The sequence below is a fragment of the Duganella sp. Root198D2 genome (assembly GCF_001428585.1).
In the GTDB taxonomy this organism is placed as follows: domain Bacteria; phylum Pseudomonadota; class Gammaproteobacteria; order Burkholderiales; family Burkholderiaceae_D; genus Rugamonas.
In genome coordinates, this window is record NZ_LMIC01000009.1 from 82952 (window position 1) to 104675 (window position 21724).

A 21724-nucleotide genomic window follows, 5' to 3' on the forward strand; every position below is an offset into this window, starting at 1 on the left:
TCAGGTCCGGCAATCGGACATTTGTCCCCGGATTCTTTCAGTTCCTTCGTGTTAGAGTGCCGGCATGCAAAATTGCCCGATGCCGTTATTGAATCGAGACGAGTTCACTACAGCGCTTCACCAGGGCCGTGGCAGTGCTGTCCTGCACGTGCAAGACCATGGCTCAGATGAACTATTTGAGATCATTCTTGATGCCTGCCTGGTAAATCGCGCGTATGACCAGCAATGCGAGGGGCCTCGCGCCAAGTGGCTGTATTCGATGATTGCGCACGATGACAGGATTTGTGCGGCCGTAATCGAAGCGTTCAAAGCCCCCGTGGAAGACCAGGATCTCTTCCAGGTCGCCAACCTGGTAGGCTTGATTGCCGTTAACGGCAGTCGGGCTGCAGCCGAAGCATTGCGTCGCTCATGGGCTGAAAATGACCTCGCTGGAGAACTTGCCATCATTATGCTCGATGGCGTGCCGGCGGCGATTGAAGTGGTGCGCTGCTTGGGCCAACGGCTCATTTCCGATCCCGACGAATATGTCGACGGTCTCGAATTCCTGGTCGAGGATGAAGCGCTGCGCGAACAAGTGCTGCTGGATTTGTCGGCACGCGCGCCGGGTGATATGGCAATTACTGCGTATCTCGCCATGCATCAGGAACAGTCCGACAAACGGGCTGCGGACGAAGCCCTTTCGCCGGAGCAAAAGGAAAAGCGGAGGCTTGAGTACCAGCGGAAGCATCTCGCCGAAAATCCACTGTCGCGCATTGTTGAACTTGCGCAGAGCCAGGACAAAGTATCACCCCATATTTTCCGCCGATTCGGGCGCTGGGCGAGCGACTCCGAACGCCAGAAGATCCTGCAGATCCTTGAGTCCGAGCTTGCGCCGCAGGTCCAAATCAGGCTCTTGCATATATTCGGAAGGGGGGACCTTCGCGCTTGGAACGACACCGTCTGGAACCTGGCGCACAGTCCGGACCAAGAGGTAAGGCTGGCAGCGGTCAAGGCACTGGCGTCGCTCGAGGACACCCGCGTCGGCGAGTTGGCCAGGCGCCGCTTGAGTGAGGAAGACTTCTCCGTTGATCGTAGGGATGAAATAGAACTGCTCAAGAAAAACTTCCTGCCAGGTGATGAGAAAATCATTATCAGTGCGCTGGAACGAGTAAAGACGGATGCCGACGGAATGCATTTCATGGAAATGCCGGCACTTCACGTATGCCAGGAAAATCCCGACGCGCGTCTTGCCGGCATCGCCAGTTTTATCTACCGTACCAACCCTTGCTCCTTATGCCGGAGGGACATCGTTGAATGGATGAAAGACGTAGATTGCCTGCCAGCCTGGATCGCAAACGAAGCTCGTTTCGATGCATCAGAGGAGACTCGGATCTTGCTTGCGGGAGCAAATGCCGGCGGGCTTGAAATGTGAAGAAGATGTCCGATTGCCGGAGCTGACCCCGACTTTCAAAAAAAAAGGCCGCCCACATTGGGGCGGCTGAAACATTCATGGGAGAGAGTGGTATGAATGTGGAGACAGGCAGGATAATAGTCCCCGGTTGTTACCACTTCATGACATATTCAGCGGGGCGGTAGGTTGTAGCTGAAGCTGTAGCGGTGCTGGCCGCCCGTGATGTCGATGCTCATCGTGCCTTGCAGGCCGGTGAGCTCGCCGGTGGCAGAGTCGGGAATCACGCTCACCTTCAACGTCGGCGCGCCTTTGTCCATCAGGCCGAAGTGCTGCAGGAAGAAGGTGCCTTTGCGTCCCTCCAGTGTGGCAGTGACCTGCTCCATGGCGACGTAGCCGGCGGAGCCTTTGACGGCGGTGCCGGCTGCCAGCATTTCGCCCTGGCTGGTGCCGTCGAGGGCGCCATGGAAAGTCTTGCTGATGGATTGCCGGCCCCAGGTCTGGCCTTCGGCTGGTGGCTGGGGCGTCAGTTTGACGTCGAACGTGCCGTCGATTTGCATGGGTTTGTCTCCTGCGTTGGCCGCTGCGGCGGCGAATGCAAATAGTAATGGGATCAGTGATTTCATGCCGGCCATTATGGTAGTCTCCTGCGCCTGATGATTGGAAAAACGCGACAAATCGATACTGAACCGCGCGGCATCCTGGTGCCGCATTTTGCGACGGGTACATTCCGCCACGAACGGCTGGCGCCGTGCGCGCAATTGGCCGGGCTGGTCGAGCATTACTGGTACGTGGGCTGGGATATGCATGGGCAGGCGCCGCAACAGCAGGAGACGCTGCCGCACCCGAATGTGCACCTGGTGATCGAGCACGATCGAGACGGCGTGTATGGCGTGCATACGGCGCGCTACACCAAGCTGCTGGCGGGGCAGGGCTTTGCGTTTGGGATCAAATTCAGGCCGGGCGGCTTCCGGCCTTTGCTTGGCCGCGCCGTTGCCGGGATAGCCGACCAGCGCGTGGCGTTGGCCCAGCTGTTTGGCGCGCAAGGCGATGAGCTGGCGCGGCAAGTGCGCGCGTGCGCGGTAAGTTCGGGGCCGGAAGCGATGGCCGCAGCGGCGCAAGTCTTCCTGCTGTCACGGCTGCCGCCTGCCGATGCCGATGCCGAGGCGGAGCGCGCAGCTGCGTTGGTGGCAGCGATTGCCGCCGATCCTGCACTGCTGGCCGTGGACGTCCTGGCGCAACAGGCCGGCATCAACAAGCGTGCCTTGCAGCGCTTGTTCCAGCAATACGTCGGCGTCGGGCCGAAGTGGGTGATCAAGCGTTACCGCATGCACGAAGCCGTGGCCCAGCTGCAGGCCGGCACTGCGCCGGATCTGGCGCAGCTCGCATTAGGCCTGGGCTACTATGACCAGGCGCATTTCATCAGGGAGTTCACCGCGCTGGTGGGCAAGCCGCCGGGCGAATATCGCCGCGCTATTGCGTGAAGTGGTCGAAGCTGGAAAGCTCCAGCGGGAGCGGCGCGCCGCTGGCATCGGTCCAGCGCAGGCCTGCGGCGTCGTCGATGCGGCCGATGCGGGTGACCGGCGTACCGCATTCGGCGCCGGCGGCGAGGATCGCATCACGCCTTGAGGCGGGAGCAGTGAAGCAGATTTCATAGTCGTCGCCGCCGGCCGCCGTGAAGGCGCGGCGCAGGGCTTGCGGCTGGGTCGCCAGCACCGGTCCGGCCGGCAGTGCGTCGGCATTCAGCGTGGCGCCGACGCGGGACTTTTCGAGGATGTGGCCCAGGTCGCCCACCAATCCGTCCGAAATATCAATGGCGGCATGGGCCAGGCTGCGCTCGGCCAGCATGACGCCCAGCGCCACGCGCGGCGTCGGCGTATGCATGCGCGTGCCGGCTGCTGCCTGCGCCTCGGCCGGCAGCGTGAGTTCGCCGCGATAGCCGGCCAGGGCCAGGCGCGCATCGCCCAGGGTGCCGGATACCCATATGTCATCGCCGGCGCGGGCGGCGCTGCGGCGCAGGGCGCGCCCCGGCGCCACTTCGCCAAACACGGTGATGCAGATATTCAGCGGGCCTTTGGTGGTGTCGCCGCCGATCAGTTCACAGCGATGCAGGTCGGCCAGCGCAAACAGGCCGCGCGAGAAGCCGTCCAGCCAGGCACGCTCGGCGGCCGGCAGGGCCAGGGCCAGCGTGAACGCCACCGGCCGGGCGCCCATGGCGGCCAGGTCGGACAGGTTGACGGCCAGGCTCTTGTGGCCAAGGCGCAGGGCATCTTCGCCGGCAAAGAAATGCCGGCCCTCGACCAGCATGTCGGACGAAATGGCTGTCTGCATCCCCGGTGTCGGGGCCAGCAGGGCGCAATCGTCGCCGATGCCAAGGGCAGCGCGTCCCGCCAGGGGGCGCACGAAGTATTGTTTGATCAGGTCGAATTCGGAAAGCATCCCGCCATTCTAGCGGGCTACCCCGGCTCCGTCCTTATTCGCGCTTGTCGCGCAGGTAAACCCAGGTTCCGCCGGACGCCAGGGCTGCCATGGCAAGCACGGCAACATAGCTGGAATCCTGGGGTGTGAAAAATAAGGCGACGGCAGTCGCAGGGAACAGGACGCCGGACAGACGGGACCAGGAATGCCAGAGTGCATTACGCATGGTATTTTCCTTCCGTTAAGTGCCAGTAAACCCAGTCTATGCAGGAAAATGCCATATGTAAAGTTGCTTTCGCCGAAAATTCCAAGCAAATACGATTTGGCGCAACAAGATTTTAAGGTTTCGTGCCGCAAGTCAGCATTGTCGCCTGCGCGACAGTTTATTAACTTGTTCCACGGAAAAATCTCATCGCCCGGCATGATTCTTGATTGAAAGGCAATGGAAACCGATGAAAATTCGGCATTGGTAAAAATACCTACGTTAGAGCAACCACTCTATCTGCTAGAATCGGAGGCTTTCGGACACAGGATAGAAGGGGCAGTAGAGCATGGATTCGGGATCTGACAAGAAAGAAGAACTTCGTCAACAACTGCGCGCCGCCGCGCTTGAGTACCATGAGTGCCCCAAGCCAGGCAAGATCAGCGTCTCCCCCACCAAGCAACTGACCAACCAGCGCGACCTGGCGCTGGCCTACTCCCCGGGCGTGGCTGCGCCATGCGAAGAAATCGTCATCGACCCGGCCAACTCCTATAAGTACACCGCGCGCGGCAACCTGGTGGCCGTGATCTCCAACGGCACCGCCGTGCTGGGCCTGGGCAATATCGGTCCGCTGGCGTCCAAGCCGGTCATGGAAGGCAAGGGCGTGCTGTTCAAGAAGTTCGCCGGCATCGACGTGTTCGACATCGAGATCAACGAGCAGGATCCGGACAAGCTGGTCGACATCATCGCCTCGCTGGAGCCGACCTTCGGCGGCATCAACCTGGAAGACATCAAGGCCCCCGAGTGCTTCTACATCGAGCGCAAGCTGCGCGAGAAGATGAAGATCCCGGTCTTCCACGACGACCAGCACGGTACCGCCATCATCGTCGGCGCCGCCATCCTGAACGGCCTGAAATACATCGGCAAGGACATCCGGAACGTCAAGCTGGTGGTGTCCGGCGCGGGCGCGGCGGCACTGGCCTGCCTCGACCTGATCGTCGACCTCGGCTTCCCGATCGAAAACATCCTGGTCACCGACCTGGCCGGCGTGGTCTACAAGGGCCGTGCCGAACTGATGGACCCGGACAAGGAGCGCTTCGCGCGCGAAACCCCGCACCGCACCCTGGCCGAATGCATTTCCGGCGCCGACATTTTCCTCGGCTTGTCGGCCGGCGGCGTGCTGAAGCAGGACATGGTCAAGGAGATGGCGCCCAATCCGCTGATCCTGGCGCTGGCCAACCCGAATCCGGAAATCCTGCCGGAAGACGTGAAGGCGGTGCGCGGCGACGCCATCATCTGCACCGGCCGTTCGGACTACCCGAACCAGGTCAACAACGTGCTGTGCTTCCCTTACATCTTCCGCGGCGCACTGGATAGCGGCGCCAGCACCATCACCCGCGAAATGGAAATCGCCGTGGTGCACGCCATTGCCGACCTGGCGCACGCCGAGCAGTCGGACATCGTCGCCACCACCTACGGCATCGCCAACCTGGCCTTCGGCCCGGAATACCTGATCCCGATGCCGTTCGACCCGCGCCTGCTGACCAAGATCGCGCCGGCGGTGGCCAAGGCTGCTGAAGAATCCGGCGTGGCGACGCGCCCGATCAAGGACCTGGAAGCCTACGCCGACAGCCTGCAGCAGTTCGTCTACCGCTCCGGCACCTTCATGAAGCCGGTGTTCTCGGTGGCCAAGAAGGCGCCGCCGGAAATGAAGCGCATCGTCTACGCCGAAGGCGAAGAAGAGCGCATCCTGCGCGCGGTGCAGGTGGTGGTCGATGAAAGGCTGGCACGCCCGATCCTGGTCGGCCGCCCGGCCGTGCTGGATGCGCGCGTGCAGAAGTTCGGCCTGCGCCTGAAGCAGGGCGTCGACTACGACGTGATCAACCCTGACTTCGACGAGCGTTACCGCGAATACTGGCAGGCATACTACGAGCTGACCGCGCGCAAGGGCGTGACGCAGGAATACGCCAAGCTGGAAATGCGCCGCCGCCATTCGCTGATCGGCGCCATGATGATCAAGAAGGGCGATGCCGACGGCATGATCTGCGGCACCTTCGGCACCACCCAGCTGCACCTGCACTACATCGACCAGGTGCTGGGCAAGCGCCCGGGTGCCTGCGTCTACGCGGCGATGAACATCCTGGTGCTGCCTGAGCGCCAGCTGTGCATGGTCGACACCCACGTCAATGAAAACCCGAACGCCAACGAAGTGGCCGCCATCACCATCATGGCGGCGGAAGAAATGAAGCGCTTCGGCCTGGTGCCGCGCGCGGCACTGCTGTCGCATTCGAACTTCGGTTCCTCCAACAGCGAATCGGCGCAGAAGATGCGCGCCGCGCTGGAACTGGTGCGCCAGCGCGCGCCGGAACTGGAAGTGGACGGCGAGATGCACGGCGACACCGCGCTCGACACCAAGTTCCGCCACAAGCTGCTGCCGACCACCACCCTGAAGCAGGACGCCAACCTGCTGGTGATGCCGAATATCGATGCCGCCAATATCGCCTACAACCTGGTCAAGACCGCGGCCGGCAACGGCATCGCGATCGGCCCGATCCTGCTCGGCTGCGCTGCGCCGGTGCACATCCTGACCCCGTCCGCCACCGTGCGCCGCATCGTCAACATGACGGCGCTGTGCGTGGTCGACGCGGTGTCGGAACGCGCATAAGGGAGCACGCTGATGACCGACCTGCTGCTCGCGATCGTGCACCACCTGCTGGCCTTCGGCATCGCCGCCGCCATCACCGCCCAGCTGGTGCTGGTACGGCCGGGCATGCAGCCGCCTGCCGTGCAGCTGGCGGCCAGGTACGACATCGCGCTCGGCATCATGTCGCTGTCGCTGGTGGCAATCGGCTTCCTGCGCGTGTTCTTTGGCGCCAAGGGGGCCGATTTCTACCTGCACAACCACGTGTTCTGGACCAAGGTGGTGCTGTTCGGGGTGATCGGGCTGATGTCGATCAAGCCGACCCGCGCCTTGCTGCGCTGGCGCAAGGCGCAGTCGGCCGATGCCGGCTTCGCCCCGGAAGAAGTCGACATCCGCGCCGTGCGCAAGAGCCTGATGGTCGAAATCCACATATTTGCATTTTTGCCAATCGCCGCCGCTGCCATGGCGCGTGGCTACGGTTACACCTGAAAAAGCTGCTGATTTGCTGGTTCCACACGACATTTCGATACGCCAGTTATAGCTTTTGTAATTTCCACACGGTAAAATTCATTGATGCACTGCTCGTTTCTTGGGCAGCTGCTTTTATTATTGAATAAACTGGAAGGAAAAGTTGTTATGGGGCAGCAATACGCCGTTATTATCGGCGCCGGTCCCGCAGGCCTGACTGCGGCCCTGGAGTTAATCCGGAACACCGACATTCGCCCGATTGTGCTGGAGGCGAGCGAGGAGGTGGGCGGGATTTCCCGTACCGTTTGCCACAACGGCAATCGCATGGACCTGGGCGGCCACCGCTTCTTTTCCAAATCCGACTGGGTCATGAACTGGTGGCAGGAGATCCTGCCGATCGACGCCGCGGCCAATGCTTCGCTCGACCTGACCTACCAGAACAAGAAGACCTCGGTGCAGGTGGCCGGCACTGCGCTGGAGAGCGACGACGACCGCCGCATGCTGGTGCGTTCGCGCCTGTCGCGCATCTTCTTCCTGCGCCGCTTCTTCGATTACCCGATCAAGATGAATGCCTCCACGGCCGCCAAGCTGGGCCTGTGGCGCCTGACCAAGGTCGCAGTGACCTACGGTTGGATCATGCTGTTCCCGCGCCGGCCGGAAAAGAACCTGGAAGACTTCATGATCAACCGCTTCGGCCGCGAGTTGTATGAAACCTTCTTCAAGGACTACACGCACAAGGTGTGGGGCATCCCGTGCGACCAGATCAGCGCCGACTGGGGCGCGCAGCGCATCAAGGGCCTGAACATCAGCAAGGCGCTGTGGCACGCGGTCAAGCAGGTCTTCAAGAGCAAGGGCGGGGTATCGCAGAAGGGCACCGAGACCAGCCTGATCGAACAGTTCCTGTACCCCAAATTCGGTCCCGGCCAGATGTGGCAGGAAGTGGCGCGCATGATCACCGAGGGCGGCGGCGAAATCCGCTACAAGCAGGCGGTGACCGGCGTGGAAACCAAGGATGGCAAGGTAGTGGCCGTGAGCGGCATCGACCGCCAGAGCGGCGAGAACTTCCGCCTGCAGTGCGCGCATGCGGTATCGACCATGCCGGTGCGCGAACTGGTCAAGGGCATGAACGATGTGCCGGCCGAAGTGCGCAAGGTGGCCGACGGCCTGATGTACCGCGACTTCCTGACTGTCGGCCTGCTGGTGCGCAAGTCGGATGTGCTGACCACCGATGGCGCGGCGCTGCCCGACAACTGGATCTACATCCAGGAAAAGGATGTGCGCATCGGCCGCCTGCAGATCTTCAACAACTGGAGCCCGCACCTGGTCAAGGATGAAGGCACCATGTGGATGGGCCTGGAGTACTTCTGCAATGAAGACGACGACCTGTGGCAGATGGACGACCAGGAGCTGATCAAGTTCGGCGCCGCCGAACTGGCCAAGATCGGCATGCTGACCGGCACCAATGTGCTGGACGGTACCGTGGTGCGCGTGCCGAAGGCTTACCCGGCGTACTTCGGCACCTACGACCAGTTCGACGTGGTGCGCCGCTATACCGACACCATCGGCAACCTGTTCCTGGTAGGCCGTAACGGCATGCACCGCTATAACAACCAGGACCACTCGATGCTGACGGCCAAGCTGGCAGCTGAAGCGATCGCTTCCGGCGAAACGTCCAAGGATGCGCTGTGGGACGTTAATATCGACGACGAGTATCACGAAGAGAAGAAAACGGCATGACGCAACAAGCGCACAGCTTGCGGGCGGAACCGGCAGCTCAGCCGCCGGCACCGCCAGCGCGGCTGGCGCCGCCGCTCCAGCTGGCGCGGCGCTGGGGCTGGCGCGAATCCTTGCTGCTGCTGGCGCTGGTGGCCGTCTGGCTGGCAGTCCGTCCGTGGTCCGGCATCTGGCATGACGGACGGCTGTATGCCGCCCAGGCCATGCACCTGTTGTACCCCGAGCAGTTCGAGAACGACCTGTTCTTCATGTTCGGTTCGCAAGACAAATTCACCCTGTTCAGCCCCCTGTACAGTGCGTGCATCCAGGCATTCGGCCTGGACGGCGGTTCGCTGCTGCTGCAGCTCGCCGGCAGCGCCCTGTGGCTGGGCGGCGCCTGCTTCCTCCTGTCAACCTTCCTGCGCGGCCCGATGCTATGGGTGGCATTGGCCTGGCTGTTGCTGCTGCCAACCGATTACGACCCGATCAAGTCTTTCTCGCTGGCCGAGCCCTATTTGACGCCGCGCATCCTTGCCGAGGCGCTGAGCATGCTGGCCCTGGCCTGCCTGCTGCGCGGCAAGCGCCTGTGGCCGGCCTTGTTCATGACACTGTCGCTGGTCATGCATCCCCTGATGACGATCGCGACCTTGCTGTTCTGCGCGCTCTACCTGGTCAGCGGCGGTATCCGCCAAGCCGTGCCACTGCTGGTGGCCGGCGCGATCCTGGCTGTTGCCGGCATTGCGCTGGACCTGTTGCCCTACCAGCGCCTGCTGCAAGCGATGGACGCGGAATGGTATGCCGAGGTGGCCCGCATGTCGGTCATCGTGACCTGGGACGGCTGGCGTTTCGGTGAAATGGCCAGCCGCACCACCGTTGCCTTCAGCCTGGTGCTGATGGCCGCCCGGCTGTCGGCGGGCTGGCGCGCCCGTTTCTATTACTGCGTGGCGCTGGTGGGCGGCCTGGGCCTGCTGGCCAGCTGGCTCGGCACTTCGGTCTTCCATAACCTGCTGCTGTTGCAAATCCAGCCGTGGCGCGCAATGTGGCTGGTGCAGCTGGTCGCCGTGATTGCCATGGGCTGGCTGCTGGCCGCGTTCTGGCACCGTGGCCGGCTATTCCAGTTTTTGCTGGCCACCATCATGCTGGGTGTGTTCGCGCGCGATAGTTTTGGCGGCCTGGTCACCCTGGCGGCCGGGGCTGCCCTGTGCTGGCTGGTCAGCCAGCCGGCGCCCAAGCCGGTCTCCAACCGAACCTACGGTTTGTTATGCTGCCTGCTGCTTGCCATGCTCAGCATCTGGCTGGCGCAGGTGGATGCCCAAGCCACTACGCCGCTTGGCGTGCGCCACTGGAATTACGCCGTCGATGTCGGCAGCGGCATGGGCTGGGGCTTGTCCCTGCTGCGCCTGGGCGGGGGCGCCGTGTTGGGCCTGGCCTTGATGCTCGGCATCTGGCATTGTGCCGGCCGCCGGAAGTTCGCGGGCTGGGCGCTGGCGGCAGGCATGGCGCTGCTGGCGGTGACGGGCGCCGCCTTGCTGCGGCAGGGCTATAGCGCCAACCGGCTGCAGATTTCCGCTGCCGGCGAGCGGGCCGTGCGGGCCGCCTTTGTGCCCTTGATTCCGCGGCAGGCGACTGTGTATTGGGAAAACGAATTGCGCGCCAGCTGGTTTGTACTGCAACGCTCCAGTTATGCCTCGGTGGCGCAGACGTATGGCATGGTCTTCAACCGCGGCAACGCGCTGGAGGGCGCGCGCCGCCTGCACCGCCTCGAGCGCCTGGCTGCGCCTGACGTGGTGCTGGGCAAGAACCGCGAAGATAGCTACCGCATGCTGGCAGACATGAAGCAACCCGGTACCGAGGAACTGGCGTACGCCTGCGCCGACGTGGCGCTGGACTTTGTCGTGCTTACGCAAAAAATGGGCGCGCTGGCGGTGGCGCAGGCCGACGATCCGGCCTTTGACCGCAGCTATTTCCTGTATGACTGCGCGCGCCTGCGCGGCAGCTACGCGTCGCATTGAAAGCATCAACCATGTTAAAGAAACTGTTGGGCGCACCAAGCGCCAGTAGCCTGATCCAGTTCATCCGCTATGTCTTCGTTGGCGGCATGGCGTTTGTCGTCGATTACGGCGCACTGTTCCTGCTGGCCCATTTCGCCGGCTTGCATTACCTGCTGGCGGCCAGCCTGTCCTATTTGCTGGGCATGGTCTGCAATTACCTGATCTCGGTCAATTGGGTGTTCCATTTCCGCCGCGAGGCGCAATGGCAGCGCGAATTCATCATCTTCTTCCTGATCGGCATTGCCGGCCTGATCCTGAACGGCTTTGCCATCAGCCTGCAGGTTGAGTTGCTTGGCATGCCCTATATGGCAGCCAAGCTGGTGGCGGCCGCCGTGATCCTGTTCTTCAATTTCGGCGCCCGCAAGGTGCTGTTGTTCTCGGCGGCAAGGGCGCAGGCCTGATGATCCTGGCGCCGCGTACCTGGGACCGGCGCTTGCTGCCGCTCCTGCTGCTGCTGGCCGCCGCCTGGCTGCTGGCTCATCCCTGGACCGGGCTGTGGCACGATAGCCGGCTGTACGCGGTGCAGGCCATGCGCCGGCTTTCTCCCGAAAATTTCCAGAACGACCTGTACTTCCTGTACGGCTCGCAGGATTCGTTCACCCTGTTCAGCCCCCTGTTTGCGGCCTGCATCGCTGCCCTGGGCCTGCCGGCGGCGGCGCAGCTGTTGTACCTTTTGGGCAGCGTCTTATGGCTGGCGGGGGCGGGCTGGCTGCTGGCGACTTTCCTGCGCGGCTTGCCATTCTGGCTTGGCATGGTGTGCCTGGTCTTGCTGCCCTCGGATTACGGCCCGTTGGTCGGGATTTTCACCTTGGGCGAACCGTTCCCGACGCCGCGCATCTTTGCTGAGGCGCTGAGCATGATAGCGCTGGCCTGCCTGGTGCGCGGCCGCTGGCACTGGGGCCTGCCGGCGCTGGTCCTGGCCTTCCTGCTGCACCCGCTTATGACCGCCGGGGCCGCACTGGCCGGCTTGCTATTCCTGGGCATGGGACGCCCGCGGCTCCTGCTGCTGGGCGCGGCGCTGGGCGCGGCCGGCCTGGCGTTGGGCGTGGCCAGCGGCGTCAGCCCCTTCGACCGCATCGTGCTGGGCATGGACAAGGAATGGCTGGTCCATGTGATCCGGCAGGCGCCCATGGTCACCTGGGACGGTTGGCATGCCGACAAATGGCTGAGCCGCGCGGTGCTGGCATTCAGCCTGGTGCTGGCGGCAGCGTGCCTGTCACAGGGCCGCCAGGCACGCTTCTTCGCATCCCTGGCAGCGGCCGGCGCCATCGGCTTGCTGGCGAGCTGGCTGGGGACGGGATGTTTCCACAACCTGCTGTTGATCCAGGCCCAGCCCTGGCGCGCGCTGTGGCTGCTGCAGCTGGGCGCGGTACCTGCCCTGGCCTGGCTGCTGGCCAGCTACTGGCAGCGCGGCGCAGTATTCCGGCTACTGCTGCTGGCGCTGGTCGTCGCCACGCTGACGCGCAACAGCATCGGCGGCGTGCTTGCCGTGCTGGCGGCGGCAACCCTGTGCTGGCAAGTGCGCAGTGCCGCGCCGTTGGCGTTGTCCGCTGCCACCAGCCGCGCGCTCACGGCACTGCTGCTGGCACTCGGCACTGTCTGGCTGGCGGAAGTGCTGAAGCTGGCCACCGATTCGGGCGCCCTGGCGCCGCAGCTGATCGAGGATAGCGCGGCACGCATCTGGGGCTGGACCCTGTTGGGGACCGGCGTCCTGGCGCTGGCCGGTGCCGCGCTGCTGCTGCTGGTATGGCGCTGCATGGCGTCCGGGCGAGGCGGCGGCTACCTGCTGGCCTGCCTGGCGGCGCTGGCCGGCCTGGCTGGCGCTGCGCTGTGGCGCATCGCCCCGCCGGAATATGCGTATCCGGTCTCGGACCAGGCGCGGCGCGATGCGCGGGCCGTGTTCCAGCCCCTGATTGCGCCCAAGGCCGTGGTGTATTGGGAGAACGATGTGCGCGGCAGCTGGTTCCTGCTGCAGCGCGCGAACTATGTGTCGTCGGTCCAGCTGGCCGGCGCCGCATTCAATCGCGGCACGGCGCTGGAAGGGGCGCGCCGGCTGGCACGCCTGCACCGGCTTGGCATGCGCGATTCCGTGCGCGAGCATGACGCTTCGACCGCCAAACTGCGCATGTCGGAATTGCCGGTGCCGAGCGAGGCCGGGCTGGCCTATGTCTGCGGCGACCCGGCGCTGGACTTCGTGGTGCTGGCATGGCAGCTGGGCGAAGGCGGCATCGCCCGGGTCGAGGACCGCGAATACCGGCGCACCTATTACCTGTACGATTGCGCCCGCCTGCGCGGCGCCAGGTAGAACCGCTTCAGGGTTGCTGTGCCGCGCCCGGGACCGGCCGGGCCGGTTTCAACATGGCCTTGACATCGGGCCGCGTCACGGGGCTGAGGTAATGCCACACAACGGATTCCCCGGTGACATCGGTAAAGTTGGCCTGTTCGTGCAGGTAGCGCGGCCCGGACTGGAAGGCGCGCTCGAATTCCAGCAGGGGCGTGACGCTGCCGATGGCCAGCAGGACAGTGATGGCGCTGCGGCGCAGCGGCTGCGCCGTTTGCCAGGCTTCGATCGTTGCCATCATCAGTATCACCAGGGCGGGAATGCTGGCGCGCATGACCAGGTCATTGGAAGGGCCAAAGTGCACGAAGGGCAGCAGCAATAATTGCAGCAAGGCCAGCAGCAGCAGCGCTGCGCGTTCGCCGCGCGCCGCGACGGCCCACGCCAGCAGGCCCCATTCGAAGGCCGAGAAAATGATGGCGGAATAGACTTGCATCGTCAGGTCGCCGCCGGCGGCCGCGCCGGCCGGCACCGCACCCATGGTCAGGTAGCGGCACACCAGCCAGCCGGCCGGCAGCAAGGCCAGCACCGGCAGGCGCAGGCTTTGCTGCAGCAGCTGGCGCCAGCCCTGGCCGCGCCAGGCACACCAGAGCAGCAGCGGGGCCGCCCCGAGCGCCACCAGCGGTGCCCAGAACACCGTACCGAGCAACAGCAGCGCCGCTGCCAGCACCGACAAGCCGTGCTGGCGGTGGCGCCAGGCCACTGCGGCCAGCAGCCAGCCCGGCAGGCCATGGTTGGGGACCCAGAACAACTGGGTCGTTTGCGACGAATACTGGATTTGGCTGCCATTAATGAATTGCGTGGCCCACCACTCGATATGCGCGCCGAATTGCAGGCTGCTGTGGCTCGAAATCAGCCAGCCCAGGATATCCATGCCGCTGAAAAACACCGCAATCAGCAAGGCGGAGCGCCAGGCGCCGGGCTTGCGCGCCGGGTTGGCGCTTACGACCAAGCCCAGGAACAGTGCCGTGCCCAGCGCCGTCCAGCCCCACAGGGCAAGGCGGGCGCCATGCAGGGAGGAGAGCTTGCCGGCCAGTGCCGGCACCATGTAGTAGCCGGGCGGGCAGCGCAGGATCATCTCGCCGGCAGCGGTGTCGTAGCCCAGCGGCCAGCTGCCGACGACCAGGTCGCGCAGTACCGACATGCGCGTCATCCAGTCGAGGTTGAGGAAGAAGGCGGGCGCCAGGCCGCTCAGGCAGACCCAGGCGGCCGTTACGGCAGCCACGGCCAGCAGTTCGCGCCGCGACAGCCGGACGGCGCGCAGCTGGCGCCCCTGCCAGGCGCGGTACAGGGCCGGCAGCAATGCCAGGCTCAAGGGCAACGCAAAGGGCCAGCGCAACCAGCCGAGCAGGAAGACGAACAGCGGCAGGAGCAGGTAGGCAGCAGCCAGCAGCTCCAGCAGGTCGAATTCGCGCGCCGCCGCCGCGGGCCCGGGCGCGCCGGCGCGCGGGGTGGCGCCGGGATTGGCTGTTGCAGTATCGCCCATCAATCTTCCACAGTCTGAAAATATTTAATATTGCATTAACAATTGCCATGCGTCAAATGTGCCGCACCCCTGTGCTATGCTGGGGCGGCCAATGATCATGCAACCGCCACCGCAGCGCATCGCGCACCAGTTCTTCCGCTACGCGACGGTGGGCCTGGCCGCGTTTGCCATTGATACGCTGGCGCTATACCTGCTGGTCGAAGCCGCCGGCCTGCACTACCTGCTGGCAGCCAGCCTGGCCTACCTGCTGGGAATCCTGTGCCACTATGTGGCCTCGATCCGCTGGGTCTTTGATTTTCGCCGCTTGCCGGACTGGCGCCATGAGTTCGCGGTCTTTGCGCTGGTCGGCGCCGCCGGGCTGGCCCTGAATGCACTGGTGATCGGCCTGCTGGTCGAGCAGGCCGGCCTGGGCTACCTGCCGGCCAAGATGGCGGCCGGCGCCAGCATCGTGCTGTTCAACTTCGGTGCCCGCAAGCTGCTGCTGTTCACCTGATACATCGGCCTTGTAATCACGCCTGCCTTTGCTTAAATGTTTAGGTGTGACCGAAAGTCGAGCATGTTGATCGAACGTGAACTGCCGTTGCAACGGTTGCGGGAAATGGCCAGGCAGGCTGCTGCGGGGCAGGGTGCGACTGCCCTGGTGATCGGCGAAGCGGGGATCGGTAAATCGTCCTTGCTGAAGGAGTTTGCGGCCGGCCTGGGCGCCGGCTACCAGGTTTTGCAAGGCGGCTGCGAAGACTTGTTCACGCCGCGCGCACTGGGGCCCTTGCGCGACATGGCGCCGCTGCTGGGCGATGGACTGGCTGCTTTGCTCGACGGTGAAGGCAGCGACCGCCTGTTCCCCAGGCTGCTGGCCTGGCTGGCCGGCGCGCGCGCCACCACGGTGCTGCTGGTGGAAGATGTGCACTGGGCCGACCAGGCCACCCTCGACCTGCTGAAATACCTGGCGCGGCGCGTGGCCGGCCTGCGCGTGCTGCTGCTGGCCAGCGTGCGCAGCGACGAGCTGGTGGCCGGCCATGCATTCTGGCGCTGGGTGGGCGACCTGCCGCCATCGAGCACGCAACGCATCGCGCTGTCGGCGCTGTCGCCGCAGGCCGTGGCGCGGCTCGCAACAGGCGCCGGACGCGACGCCGCTGAACTGTATCGCATCACCTCCGGCAATCCCTTCTTTGTCACCGAGCTGCTGGCCGCGGCCGATGCCGGCGGCAGCTTGCCGCTGTCGGTGCGCGACGCGGTCTGGACCCGGGTCGCGCGCCTCGACAGCGCCGAGCGCGGCCTGCTGGACGTGCTGAGTGTGAGCCCGGTGCCCTGCGAAGACTGGCTGCTGGCCGGCGTGCTGGGCGAAGGCGTAGTGGAAGTGTGCGACCGCTGCACGGCACGCGGCTTGCTGCAGGCCACAGCGGCCGGCCACTTCATGTTCCGCCACGAACTGGCGCGGCTGGCCGTGGCCAGCCAGCTTGCACCGGCCCGGCTGCGCGAATTGCACCAGCGCGTCTGCCAGGCGCTGAGCGAGCATGCCCCGGCGCAGCGCCCGGCCGAGCTGGCGCGCCTGGTACACCATGCCGCTGCCGCGCATGACCCGGTCCGTGTGCTGGGCCTGGCGCCGCGCGCGGCGCACGAGGCGGCGCGGCTGGGGGCGCACCGCCAGGCCGCGGCGCACCTGGCGGCAGCGCTGCGCTTTGTCGGCGCCGCGACGCCGGCGCCGGAGGCCGCCCAGCTCTACGAGGAATGGTCGTATGAAGCAGGCCTGGTGTGCATCGATGACGACGTGATCGCAGCGCGCCACAAGGCCATTGCATTGTGGCGCAGCCTGGGGCGCAGCGACAAGGTCGGCTTCAACCTGCGCTGGCTGTCGCGCCTGCACTGGTACCGCGGCGAAGCCGAGCTGGCTGGGCGCTATGGCATGCAAGCCATCGCCACGCTGGAGCAGCTGCCGCACAGCAGCGAACTGGCCATGGCCTACAGCCTGCGCTCGCAGCACGAGATGCTGCAGGACCGGCCGCAAGGCGCGATCGAATGGGGCCAGCGCGCGCTGGCGCTGGCGGCCGAACTGGGCGATGTGGAAACGCGCATCCATGCACTGAACAATGTGGGCACCGTGCGCCTGTTCGGCGGCGACCCGGCCGGCCAGGCCATGCTGGAGGAAAGCCTGGCGCTGGCGCTCAAGCACGGCTACCACGAGCATGCGGCACGCTGCTTCACCAACCTGGGCGAGTGCGCCGTGACCGCCAAGCGTTTCGCCCTGGCCGAGCGGGTGGTGAGCGACGGCATCGCGTTCGACACTGAACACGACCTGGACGCCTGGACCCACTACCTGGTCGGCTGGCAGGCGCAATTGCGCATGGCCCAGGGCCGGCTGGCGGAAGCGGAGACGATCGCGCGCGGCGTGCTGCAGCTGCCGCAGCTGACCCTGATCATGCGCCTGCCGGCCCTGACGGTGCTGGGCCGTACCTGCGCCCGGCTTGGCAAGCCCGAAGGCCTGCGCCACCTGGACCAGGCCTGGCAGGGCGCGCTGGCCACGGGCGAGCCGCAGCGCATCGTGGAAGCGAGCCTGGGCCGCATCGAGAGCGCATGGATCGCCGGCGAGCTGGAAGCCTGCCGCGCCGGCCTGGCCGCGCTGGCGCAATACGATATTGCCGGCGTCAACCTGTGGGACCGCGGCGAAATCGCGCTGTGGCAGCACCGTGCCGGCTTGCCGCCAGAGCTGGATGCGGCGGCGCTGCCGCCGCCGATTGGCGCCGAACTGCGCGGCGACGGCGCAGCTGCCAGCGACCAGTGGCGCGCGCTTGGGCTGCCGTTCGAAGCCGGCCTGGCCCTGCTGGGCGTGCAAGGCGAAGGCGCCGGGCCGGCCGCCCTGCGCGCGCTGGCGCTATTCGAGGAACTGGGGGCGCGGCCGGCTGCGGCGCTGGCGCGCAGCCTGGCCAGCCAGCTGGGCAAGGGCATCGACCTGCCCAAGCTGCGGCGCGGGCCTTACCAGGCGGCGCGCAGCCATCCCGACGGCCTGACGCGGCGCGAGGCGCAAATCCTCGACCTGTTGCTGGCCGGGCAAAGCAATGCCGACATTGCGCGCCGCCTGGTGCGCTCGCCGCGCACGGTGGAACACCATGTCTCGGCCCTGCTGGACAAACTGGGGGCGCACAACCGCTCCGAGCTCATGAGCCGGATCCAGCAAAAAATAGGTGGGGAACAGCGGGAATCTGGGTAGCCTGACGGATGCCGCGGCGCGCGCCGCAGCGTATATTGAAGGCTGGCGTTGGGGAAGAAGAGGGTGGTGCCCGAGGCCGGAATCGAACCGGCACGCCTTGCGGCGGCGGATTTTGAGTCCGCTGCGTCTACCAATTTCACCACTCGGGCCACTTAACGCGACACGCATTATTACCGATTTGCCACCGCGCGGCAACCCTGCAGCAAATATTTAAGCTATGGGGCGCGGTGTCCAAATTAAAAAAAATGAGCGCACGGGCAGCTTTCCAAGCATAACAGCCGGGCGTAGGATGACTGAGTCGAACAGACAAAGCGGCCACCACGGGGCCGCCGCAAGCGCAAGCTTGCTCCCACTGCGCCATGGCTGATGGCTGCGGCGCAGGGCACCAGGTTTGGACAGCCGGCGCAGGTGCACCCCACCCGCCCCGGCCCCGAGCGCTCCCCGGATACGGGCCAGGGCGCCTACGGACAGCGATGCCGCACTGACGGCCAAGCAAGCGAAGAAGACGACAGCAGACAATGCAGCGGCCGTGGCGCATCAAAGCGGTGCGCCACGACGCTTTATCTGAAGGAGCGACGCCATGAAAACCCTGGCAGCGAGTGCGGCAGCATTCGCCTTGTTGTTGAGTGCTTCCGCCCTGGCGGGAGACGAACTGACGGTGCGCGTACCTGCGCCCAGCAGCTATACCATGCAGCGCAGCGAATTCCGCGACTACGCCTACACCTATGACCTGGGCAACGGCAGGACCATCCGCTTCACCCAGTACCGCAAGCATTTCTTCGCCCAGCTGGGAGATGAACCGCAGACCGAGCTGTTCCCGGTCGCGCCCGGGGAGCTGGTGACGGCCGCCGGGACGCGCGTCGCCTTCAATAACGATGGCACGGAAGTCACCATCCGCAACTACGAGAAACTGTCGCTCGCCGACGCGGCCAGCGCGCGCCACATCACGGTGATCGCCTCGCGCTAGCGGGGCTTACGCGGCTTGCTGCAGGGGCGCCGCATCGAGGCGCTCCTCCAGCAGTGCGAAGATGGCATCCTTCGACAGCACATAGCGCTCCATCAGTTCCTCCTTGATGGATTCCATCACCGTGCGGTAGTCGCGCATGGCGGCCAGCGTGGTGCTGTACAACTCGTCCGCCTTGGCTTCCACCTGCAGCAGCGTATGCTCGTCGCCGGTCTCGCCGCGCAACTGGCTGTAATCGAGCTTGGAGCGCGAATACATCGACAGGCGGTTGACCATCATGTTCAGCATCTTGGTGGCTTTCTCGATATCGTTCTGGCTGCCCACCGAAATGCCGCGCGCACCGTAGAACAACTCTTCCGCCGCCACGCCGCCGTACAGCTGCATGACGTCGCGTTCCATTTCTTCCAGCGTGCGCAGCGACATGTCGTCGCCGGCCGACAGCACATAGCCCAGCGCGTTCATCTTCGACACCGCCTCGGTCGAGATCTTCAGCAGGTGCGACTTTTCCTTCACCTCGGCCAGCGGCAGGCCGGCGCGCAGGTAAGGGTCGATCTGCATGAAGAAGTGGCCCAGTTCGTGCAAGGCGATGCGCTCGCGCTGGCGCGTCTTCTCGGCCGTGGTGGCGCGGTCGGTCAGGCCGATGGTGGCGCGCTCGAAGGCGCGGAACATCAGGTCGGTATTGATCACGCACTTTTCCTGGATCGAAATCATGGAGGCGCGGTCGACCACGGTTTCCAGCAGGGCCGGGCTGAGGTTGGCGGTGATCTCGGCCACCTGGTCCAGGTCCATGGCGTTCCAGTCCACCAGGCCATCCTGCTTGCGCTTCAGGAAGGACTCGAGCAGCGCCCGGCGCTCGCCCTTGTTCGGCAGGCGGAAGTTGATCTTCACGCTGAAGCGGCGCAGCATGGCTTCATCCATCGCGCTCGAGGCATCGTCGAAATTGGAGGCGACGATCCAGATCACGCCCTGGCCTTGTTCGCTTTTCACGCCGTCCAGCAGGCCGAGCAGGGTATTCGCGGTATCGTCTTCCCATTTCTTTTCGCCGCGGCCGCGCGGCATGAACAGGGCCTGCGCCTCGTCCAGGAAGATGATGCAGTTGCCGCGTGCGCAAGCCTTCTTGTACAGCGCGTTCAGGGCTTTCGAGCCGCCGCCGACATAACCCGATTCCAGCGCCGAGCCGGAAGCCTGGATCAGCGGGTAGCCCAGGCGCTTGGCCAGGTAGCCGGCCAGCTTGGTCTTGCCGGTGCCGGCCGGGCCCGTCAGCATCACATTGAACGGCTTGTCGATATTGTGCTGCTTGTAGACTTCGCGGTTGCGGATCATGTCTTCCAGGTGCAGCACTTCCTGCTTGATGTCTTCCATGCCGATCAGGTCGTCCATCGAACCCTTGAGCTGGTCCGGCGTGATCACCGACGCGTTCATGCCCATGCCCGGCATGCCCCACTTCAGCACGAACAGCACCAGGCCCACCACGAAGATGTCGAAGGCGTGGCGTTTCAGGAAAGCTTGCACGCTGGCCCACTGGCCGCCGTCGTCCAGCAGCACGCCCTTGTGCGCGGCCAGGAAGTCTTCCTTGGCGATGGCATAAGGGATGTTATTGCGCAGCAGCACTTCACGTTCCAGGCTCTGGTGCGAGGTGCTGGGCACCACCACCACGTGCAGCGTAGCGTCGCCTTTGAACTTGTAGACATAGCGCGGCGAATCGGCCAGCGGGCGGGCGATCAGCAGGTAGTCCAGCTTGTCGCGCTGGGCCACCAGGGCGGTGATTTCACCGATATTCTGCGAACGCAGCACCGGTGCGGCATCCTGCGCCACATCGGCGCGCAGCAGCGCAAATGCCACGGCGGCAGTGGCCAGCAGCACCAGGGTGATGCGTACCAGAGGGTTCTTGAGGGCGAGCTGGAGCTTGTAGATATTGAACATAGGCCTGGAAATCGCTAGGGTTTCTAGTGGGCCTATGGCCGGTGGCATTCTGCCTCGGCTGGCCCCAGTGTTGTTGAAAATGCTGTGCGGCAACATTCCGCATATGGTGACTATAGCGCGTAAACCAAGCGCGCGTTCGCTGCGCTCCAAAAAAACTTTAGTTGCGCAACAGGAATAAATGGCATCTATTTGCTGGCTTGCCACTGTTCGTATTTCTTTTCCAACCTTGTGAACGTGCCGTCCTTGCGCATGCTGTCGAGGGCGCCATTCATGCGCTCGACCATCGCGTCCGGCACGCTCGGGTTGCAGGCCAGGTAGACCTTGACGTGGTGGAAAGTCAGCACCGGCACCAGCTGCTCGGGGGCGGCATACAGGGCCAGCCCGCTGAGGTCGTTGTTGCGCACGCCGACCGCCCACAGGTCGATGCGGTCAAGCAGCAGCTTTTTCGGGTTGGAGGCATTGTCCGGCGCACCGTCCACGTCGAAGCCGCGGGCGCGCAGGAATTCGTCGCGCGCATCGCCGTTATAGGTGCCGATGCGCAGCTTGCGCGCATCGTCCAGGCTGCGCACATGGTAAGTGCGGCCGGCGCGGCCCATCAGTACCCACTGCGCTTCATCGGTCGGGCCGACCCATTTGAACTGTTTTTCCCGTTCCGGGGTGCGCGAGGTGGAGTAGACGCAGGTGTAGGGGTCGCGCTGCGCCATGGTGAAGGCGCGTTTCCAGGGCAGCACGTCAATGCTGTAGGCATAGCCGCTGCGCGCCAGCATCTCGCGGATCTTTTCGCCTTCGCGGCCGACCACCTGCGCGCCCACCTTCATGCTGGCCGGCGGCGAGTGCTCGGACGTGATGATGAGCGGCGGGGCTGCCAGCGCGGCGGCGCTGGTAGCCAGCAACATTGCCAGATACGCTACTGCTGATACCATGCCTA

17 protein-coding genes and 1 tRNA gene are annotated in these 21724 nt (G+C 64.7%); 11 read left to right on the forward strand and 7 right to left on the reverse strand.

Going from position 1 to position 21724, the window contains the following annotated elements; genetic code table 11:
- Positions 1-64: 64 nt before the first annotated feature.
- Positions 65-1411 carry a HEAT repeat domain-containing protein gene (locus ASE26_RS10820; RefSeq protein WP_156398090.1) on the forward strand — a complete coding sequence of 449 codons (1347 nt, stop codon included), beginning with the start codon at positions 65-67 and terminating at the stop codon, positions 1409-1411.
- Between the two features lie 149 nt (positions 1412-1560).
- Here ASE26_RS10820 and ASE26_RS10825 read toward each other — a convergent pair whose 3' ends face one another.
- Positions 1561-1947: a DUF3224 domain-containing protein gene (locus ASE26_RS10825; RefSeq protein ID WP_055934463.1), complete on the reverse strand. Its 387-nt coding sequence runs from the start codon at positions 1945-1947 to the stop codon at positions 1561-1563.
- 96 nt (positions 1948-2043) lie between these two features.
- On the opposite strand from ASE26_RS10825, the gene ASE26_RS10830 reads away from it, so the two are divergent.
- The gene (locus ASE26_RS10830; protein ID WP_055933777.1) at positions 2044-2871 is read left to right on the forward strand and encodes a helix-turn-helix domain-containing protein; all 828 of its coding nucleotides are present in this window, start codon (positions 2044-2046) and stop codon (positions 2869-2871) included.
- On the opposite strand, the gene thiL is transcribed toward ASE26_RS10830, so the two are convergent.
- On the reverse strand, positions 2861-3826 hold the full coding sequence (gene thiL, locus ASE26_RS10835; RefSeq protein WP_055933775.1) for a thiamine-phosphate kinase: 966 nt from the start codon (positions 3824-3826) through the stop codon (positions 2861-2863). The genes ASE26_RS10830 and thiL overlap by 11 nt on opposite strands.
- Positions 3827-3860: 34 nt before the next feature.
- Positions 3861-4031, reverse strand: a complete 171-nt coding sequence (locus tag ASE26_RS30555) for a hypothetical protein (RefSeq protein WP_156398089.1) — start codon at positions 4029-4031, stop codon at positions 3861-3863.
- A gap of 325 nt (positions 4032-4356) precedes the next feature.
- Here ASE26_RS30555 and ASE26_RS10840 point away from each other — a divergent pair, with 325 nt between their 5' ends.
- The 6 genes from ASE26_RS10840 (at position 4357) to ASE26_RS10865 (ending at position 13185) form a co-directional block, all read left to right on the forward strand.
- Positions 4357-6672, forward strand: a complete 2316-nt coding sequence (locus tag ASE26_RS10840; RefSeq protein ID WP_057246211.1) for an NADP-dependent malic enzyme — start codon at positions 4357-4359, stop codon at positions 6670-6672.
- 12 nt (positions 6673-6684) lie between these two features.
- Complete coding sequence (locus tag ASE26_RS10845) at positions 6685-7137, forward strand: DUF2214 family protein (protein ID WP_055933771.1); 453 nt, start codon at positions 6685-6687, stop codon at positions 7135-7137.
- Positions 7138-7284: 147 nt separating this feature from the next.
- Positions 7285-8853, forward strand: coding sequence for an NAD(P)/FAD-dependent oxidoreductase (locus ASE26_RS10850; RefSeq protein WP_055933769.1), 1569 nt, complete (start codon positions 7285-7287; stop codon positions 8851-8853).
- Positions 8850-10841, forward strand: a complete 1992-nt coding sequence (locus tag ASE26_RS10855; protein WP_055933767.1) for a hypothetical protein — start codon at positions 8850-8852, stop codon at positions 10839-10841. Before ASE26_RS10850 ends, ASE26_RS10855 begins: the two co-directional genes overlap by 4 nt.
- 11 nt (positions 10842-10852) lie before the next feature.
- Positions 10853-11281 (forward strand): GtrA family protein, encoded by a 429-nt coding sequence (locus ASE26_RS10860; protein WP_055933765.1) that lies wholly within the window; start codon positions 10853-10855, stop codon positions 11279-11281.
- Positions 11281-13185 carry a hypothetical protein gene (locus ASE26_RS10865; RefSeq protein ID WP_057246213.1) on the forward strand — a complete coding sequence of 635 codons (1905 nt, stop codon included), beginning with the start codon at positions 11281-11283 and terminating at the stop codon, positions 13183-13185. The genes ASE26_RS10860 and ASE26_RS10865 overlap by 1 nt, the downstream gene beginning before the upstream one ends.
- 7 nt (positions 13186-13192) lie before the next feature.
- Here the strand turns inward: ASE26_RS10865 and ASE26_RS10870 are convergent, their stop codons facing one another.
- A complete protein-coding gene (locus ASE26_RS10870) occupies positions 13193-14704 on the reverse strand; it encodes a hypothetical protein (protein WP_055933761.1) in 1512 nt (503 codons plus the stop codon).
- A 91-nt stretch (positions 14705-14795) separates the two neighbouring features.
- Between ASE26_RS10870 and ASE26_RS10875 the strand changes: the two genes are divergently transcribed.
- Positions 14796-15197 carry a GtrA family protein gene (locus tag ASE26_RS10875; protein WP_055933760.1) on the forward strand — a complete coding sequence of 134 codons (402 nt, stop codon included), beginning with the start codon at positions 14796-14798 and terminating at the stop codon, positions 15195-15197.
- A 63-nt stretch (positions 15198-15260) separates the two neighbouring features.
- Positions 15261-17909: an AAA family ATPase gene (locus ASE26_RS10880; protein WP_055933758.1), complete on the forward strand. Its 2649-nt coding sequence runs from the start codon at positions 15261-15263 to the stop codon at positions 17907-17909.
- A gap of 64 nt (positions 17910-17973) precedes the next feature.
- Here the strand turns inward: ASE26_RS10880 and ASE26_RS10885 are convergent.
- Positions 17974-18058, reverse strand: a tRNA-Leu gene (locus ASE26_RS10885).
- A gap of 431 nt (positions 18059-18489) precedes the next feature.
- Here ASE26_RS10885 and ASE26_RS10890 point away from each other — a divergent pair.
- On the forward strand, positions 18490-18876 hold the full coding sequence (locus tag ASE26_RS10890) for a hypothetical protein (protein ID WP_055933756.1): 387 nt from the start codon (positions 18490-18492) through the stop codon (positions 18874-18876).
- Between the two features lie 6 nt (positions 18877-18882).
- On the opposite strand, the gene ASE26_RS10895 is transcribed toward ASE26_RS10890, so the two are convergent.
- The gene (locus ASE26_RS10895) at positions 18883-20796 is read right to left on the reverse strand and encodes an AAA family ATPase (RefSeq protein WP_055933754.1); all 1914 of its coding nucleotides are present in this window, start codon (positions 20794-20796) and stop codon (positions 18883-18885) included.
- A gap of 185 nt (positions 20797-20981) precedes the next feature.
- Positions 20982-21719: an ABC transporter substrate-binding protein gene (locus ASE26_RS10900; RefSeq protein ID WP_229207206.1), complete on the reverse strand. Its 738-nt coding sequence runs from the start codon at positions 21717-21719 to the stop codon at positions 20982-20984.
- Positions 21720-21724 lie beyond the last annotated feature (5 nt).

Coding starts and splice junctions, on each gene's coding strand:
- ASE26_RS10865 (WP_057246213.1), top strand. CDS start 11,281: ATGATCCTGGCGCCGCGTACCTGGGACCGGCGCTTGCTGCCGCTCCTG.
- ASE26_RS10875 (WP_055933760.1), top strand. CDS start 14,796: ATGATCATGCAACCGCCACCGCAGCGCATCGCGCACCAGTTCTTCCGC.
- ASE26_RS10845 (WP_055933771.1), top strand. CDS start 6,685: ATGACCGACCTGCTGCTCGCGATCGTGCACCACCTGCTGGCCTTCGGC.
- thiL (WP_055933775.1), bottom strand. CDS start 3,826: ATGCTTTCCGAATTCGACCTGATCAAACAATACTTCGTGCGCCCCCTG.
- ASE26_RS10900 (WP_229207206.1), bottom strand. CDS start 21,719: ATGGTATCAGCAGTAGCGTATCTGGCAATGTTGCTGGCTACCAGCGCC.
- ASE26_RS10830 (WP_055933777.1), top strand. CDS start 2,044: ATGATTGGAAAAACGCGACAAATCGATACTGAACCGCGCGGCATCCTG.
- ASE26_RS10890 (WP_055933756.1), top strand. CDS start 18,490: ATGAAAACCCTGGCAGCGAGTGCGGCAGCATTCGCCTTGTTGTTGAGT.
- ASE26_RS10895 (WP_055933754.1), bottom strand. CDS start 20,796: ATGTTCAATATCTACAAGCTCCAGCTCGCCCTCAAGAACCCTCTGGTA.
- ASE26_RS10860 (WP_055933765.1), top strand. CDS start 10,853: ATGTTAAAGAAACTGTTGGGCGCACCAAGCGCCAGTAGCCTGATCCAG.
- ASE26_RS10820 (WP_156398090.1), top strand. CDS start 65: ATGCAAAATTGCCCGATGCCGTTATTGAATCGAGACGAGTTCACTACA.
- ASE26_RS30555 (WP_156398089.1), bottom strand. CDS start 4,031: ATGCGTAATGCACTCTGGCATTCCTGGTCCCGTCTGTCCGGCGTCCTG.
- ASE26_RS10870 (WP_055933761.1), bottom strand. CDS start 14,704: ATGGGCGATACTGCAACAGCCAATCCCGGCGCCACCCCGCGCGCCGGC.
- ASE26_RS10855 (WP_055933767.1), top strand. CDS start 8,850: ATGACGCAACAAGCGCACAGCTTGCGGGCGGAACCGGCAGCTCAGCCG.
- ASE26_RS10850 (WP_055933769.1), top strand. CDS start 7,285: ATGGGGCAGCAATACGCCGTTATTATCGGCGCCGGTCCCGCAGGCCTG.
- ASE26_RS10825 (WP_055934463.1), bottom strand. CDS start 1,947: ATGCAAATCGACGGCACGTTCGACGTCAAACTGACGCCCCAGCCACCA.
- ASE26_RS10880 (WP_055933758.1), top strand. CDS start 15,261: ATGTTGATCGAACGTGAACTGCCGTTGCAACGGTTGCGGGAAATGGCC.
- ASE26_RS10840 (WP_057246211.1), top strand. CDS start 4,357: ATGGATTCGGGATCTGACAAGAAAGAAGAACTTCGTCAACAACTGCGC.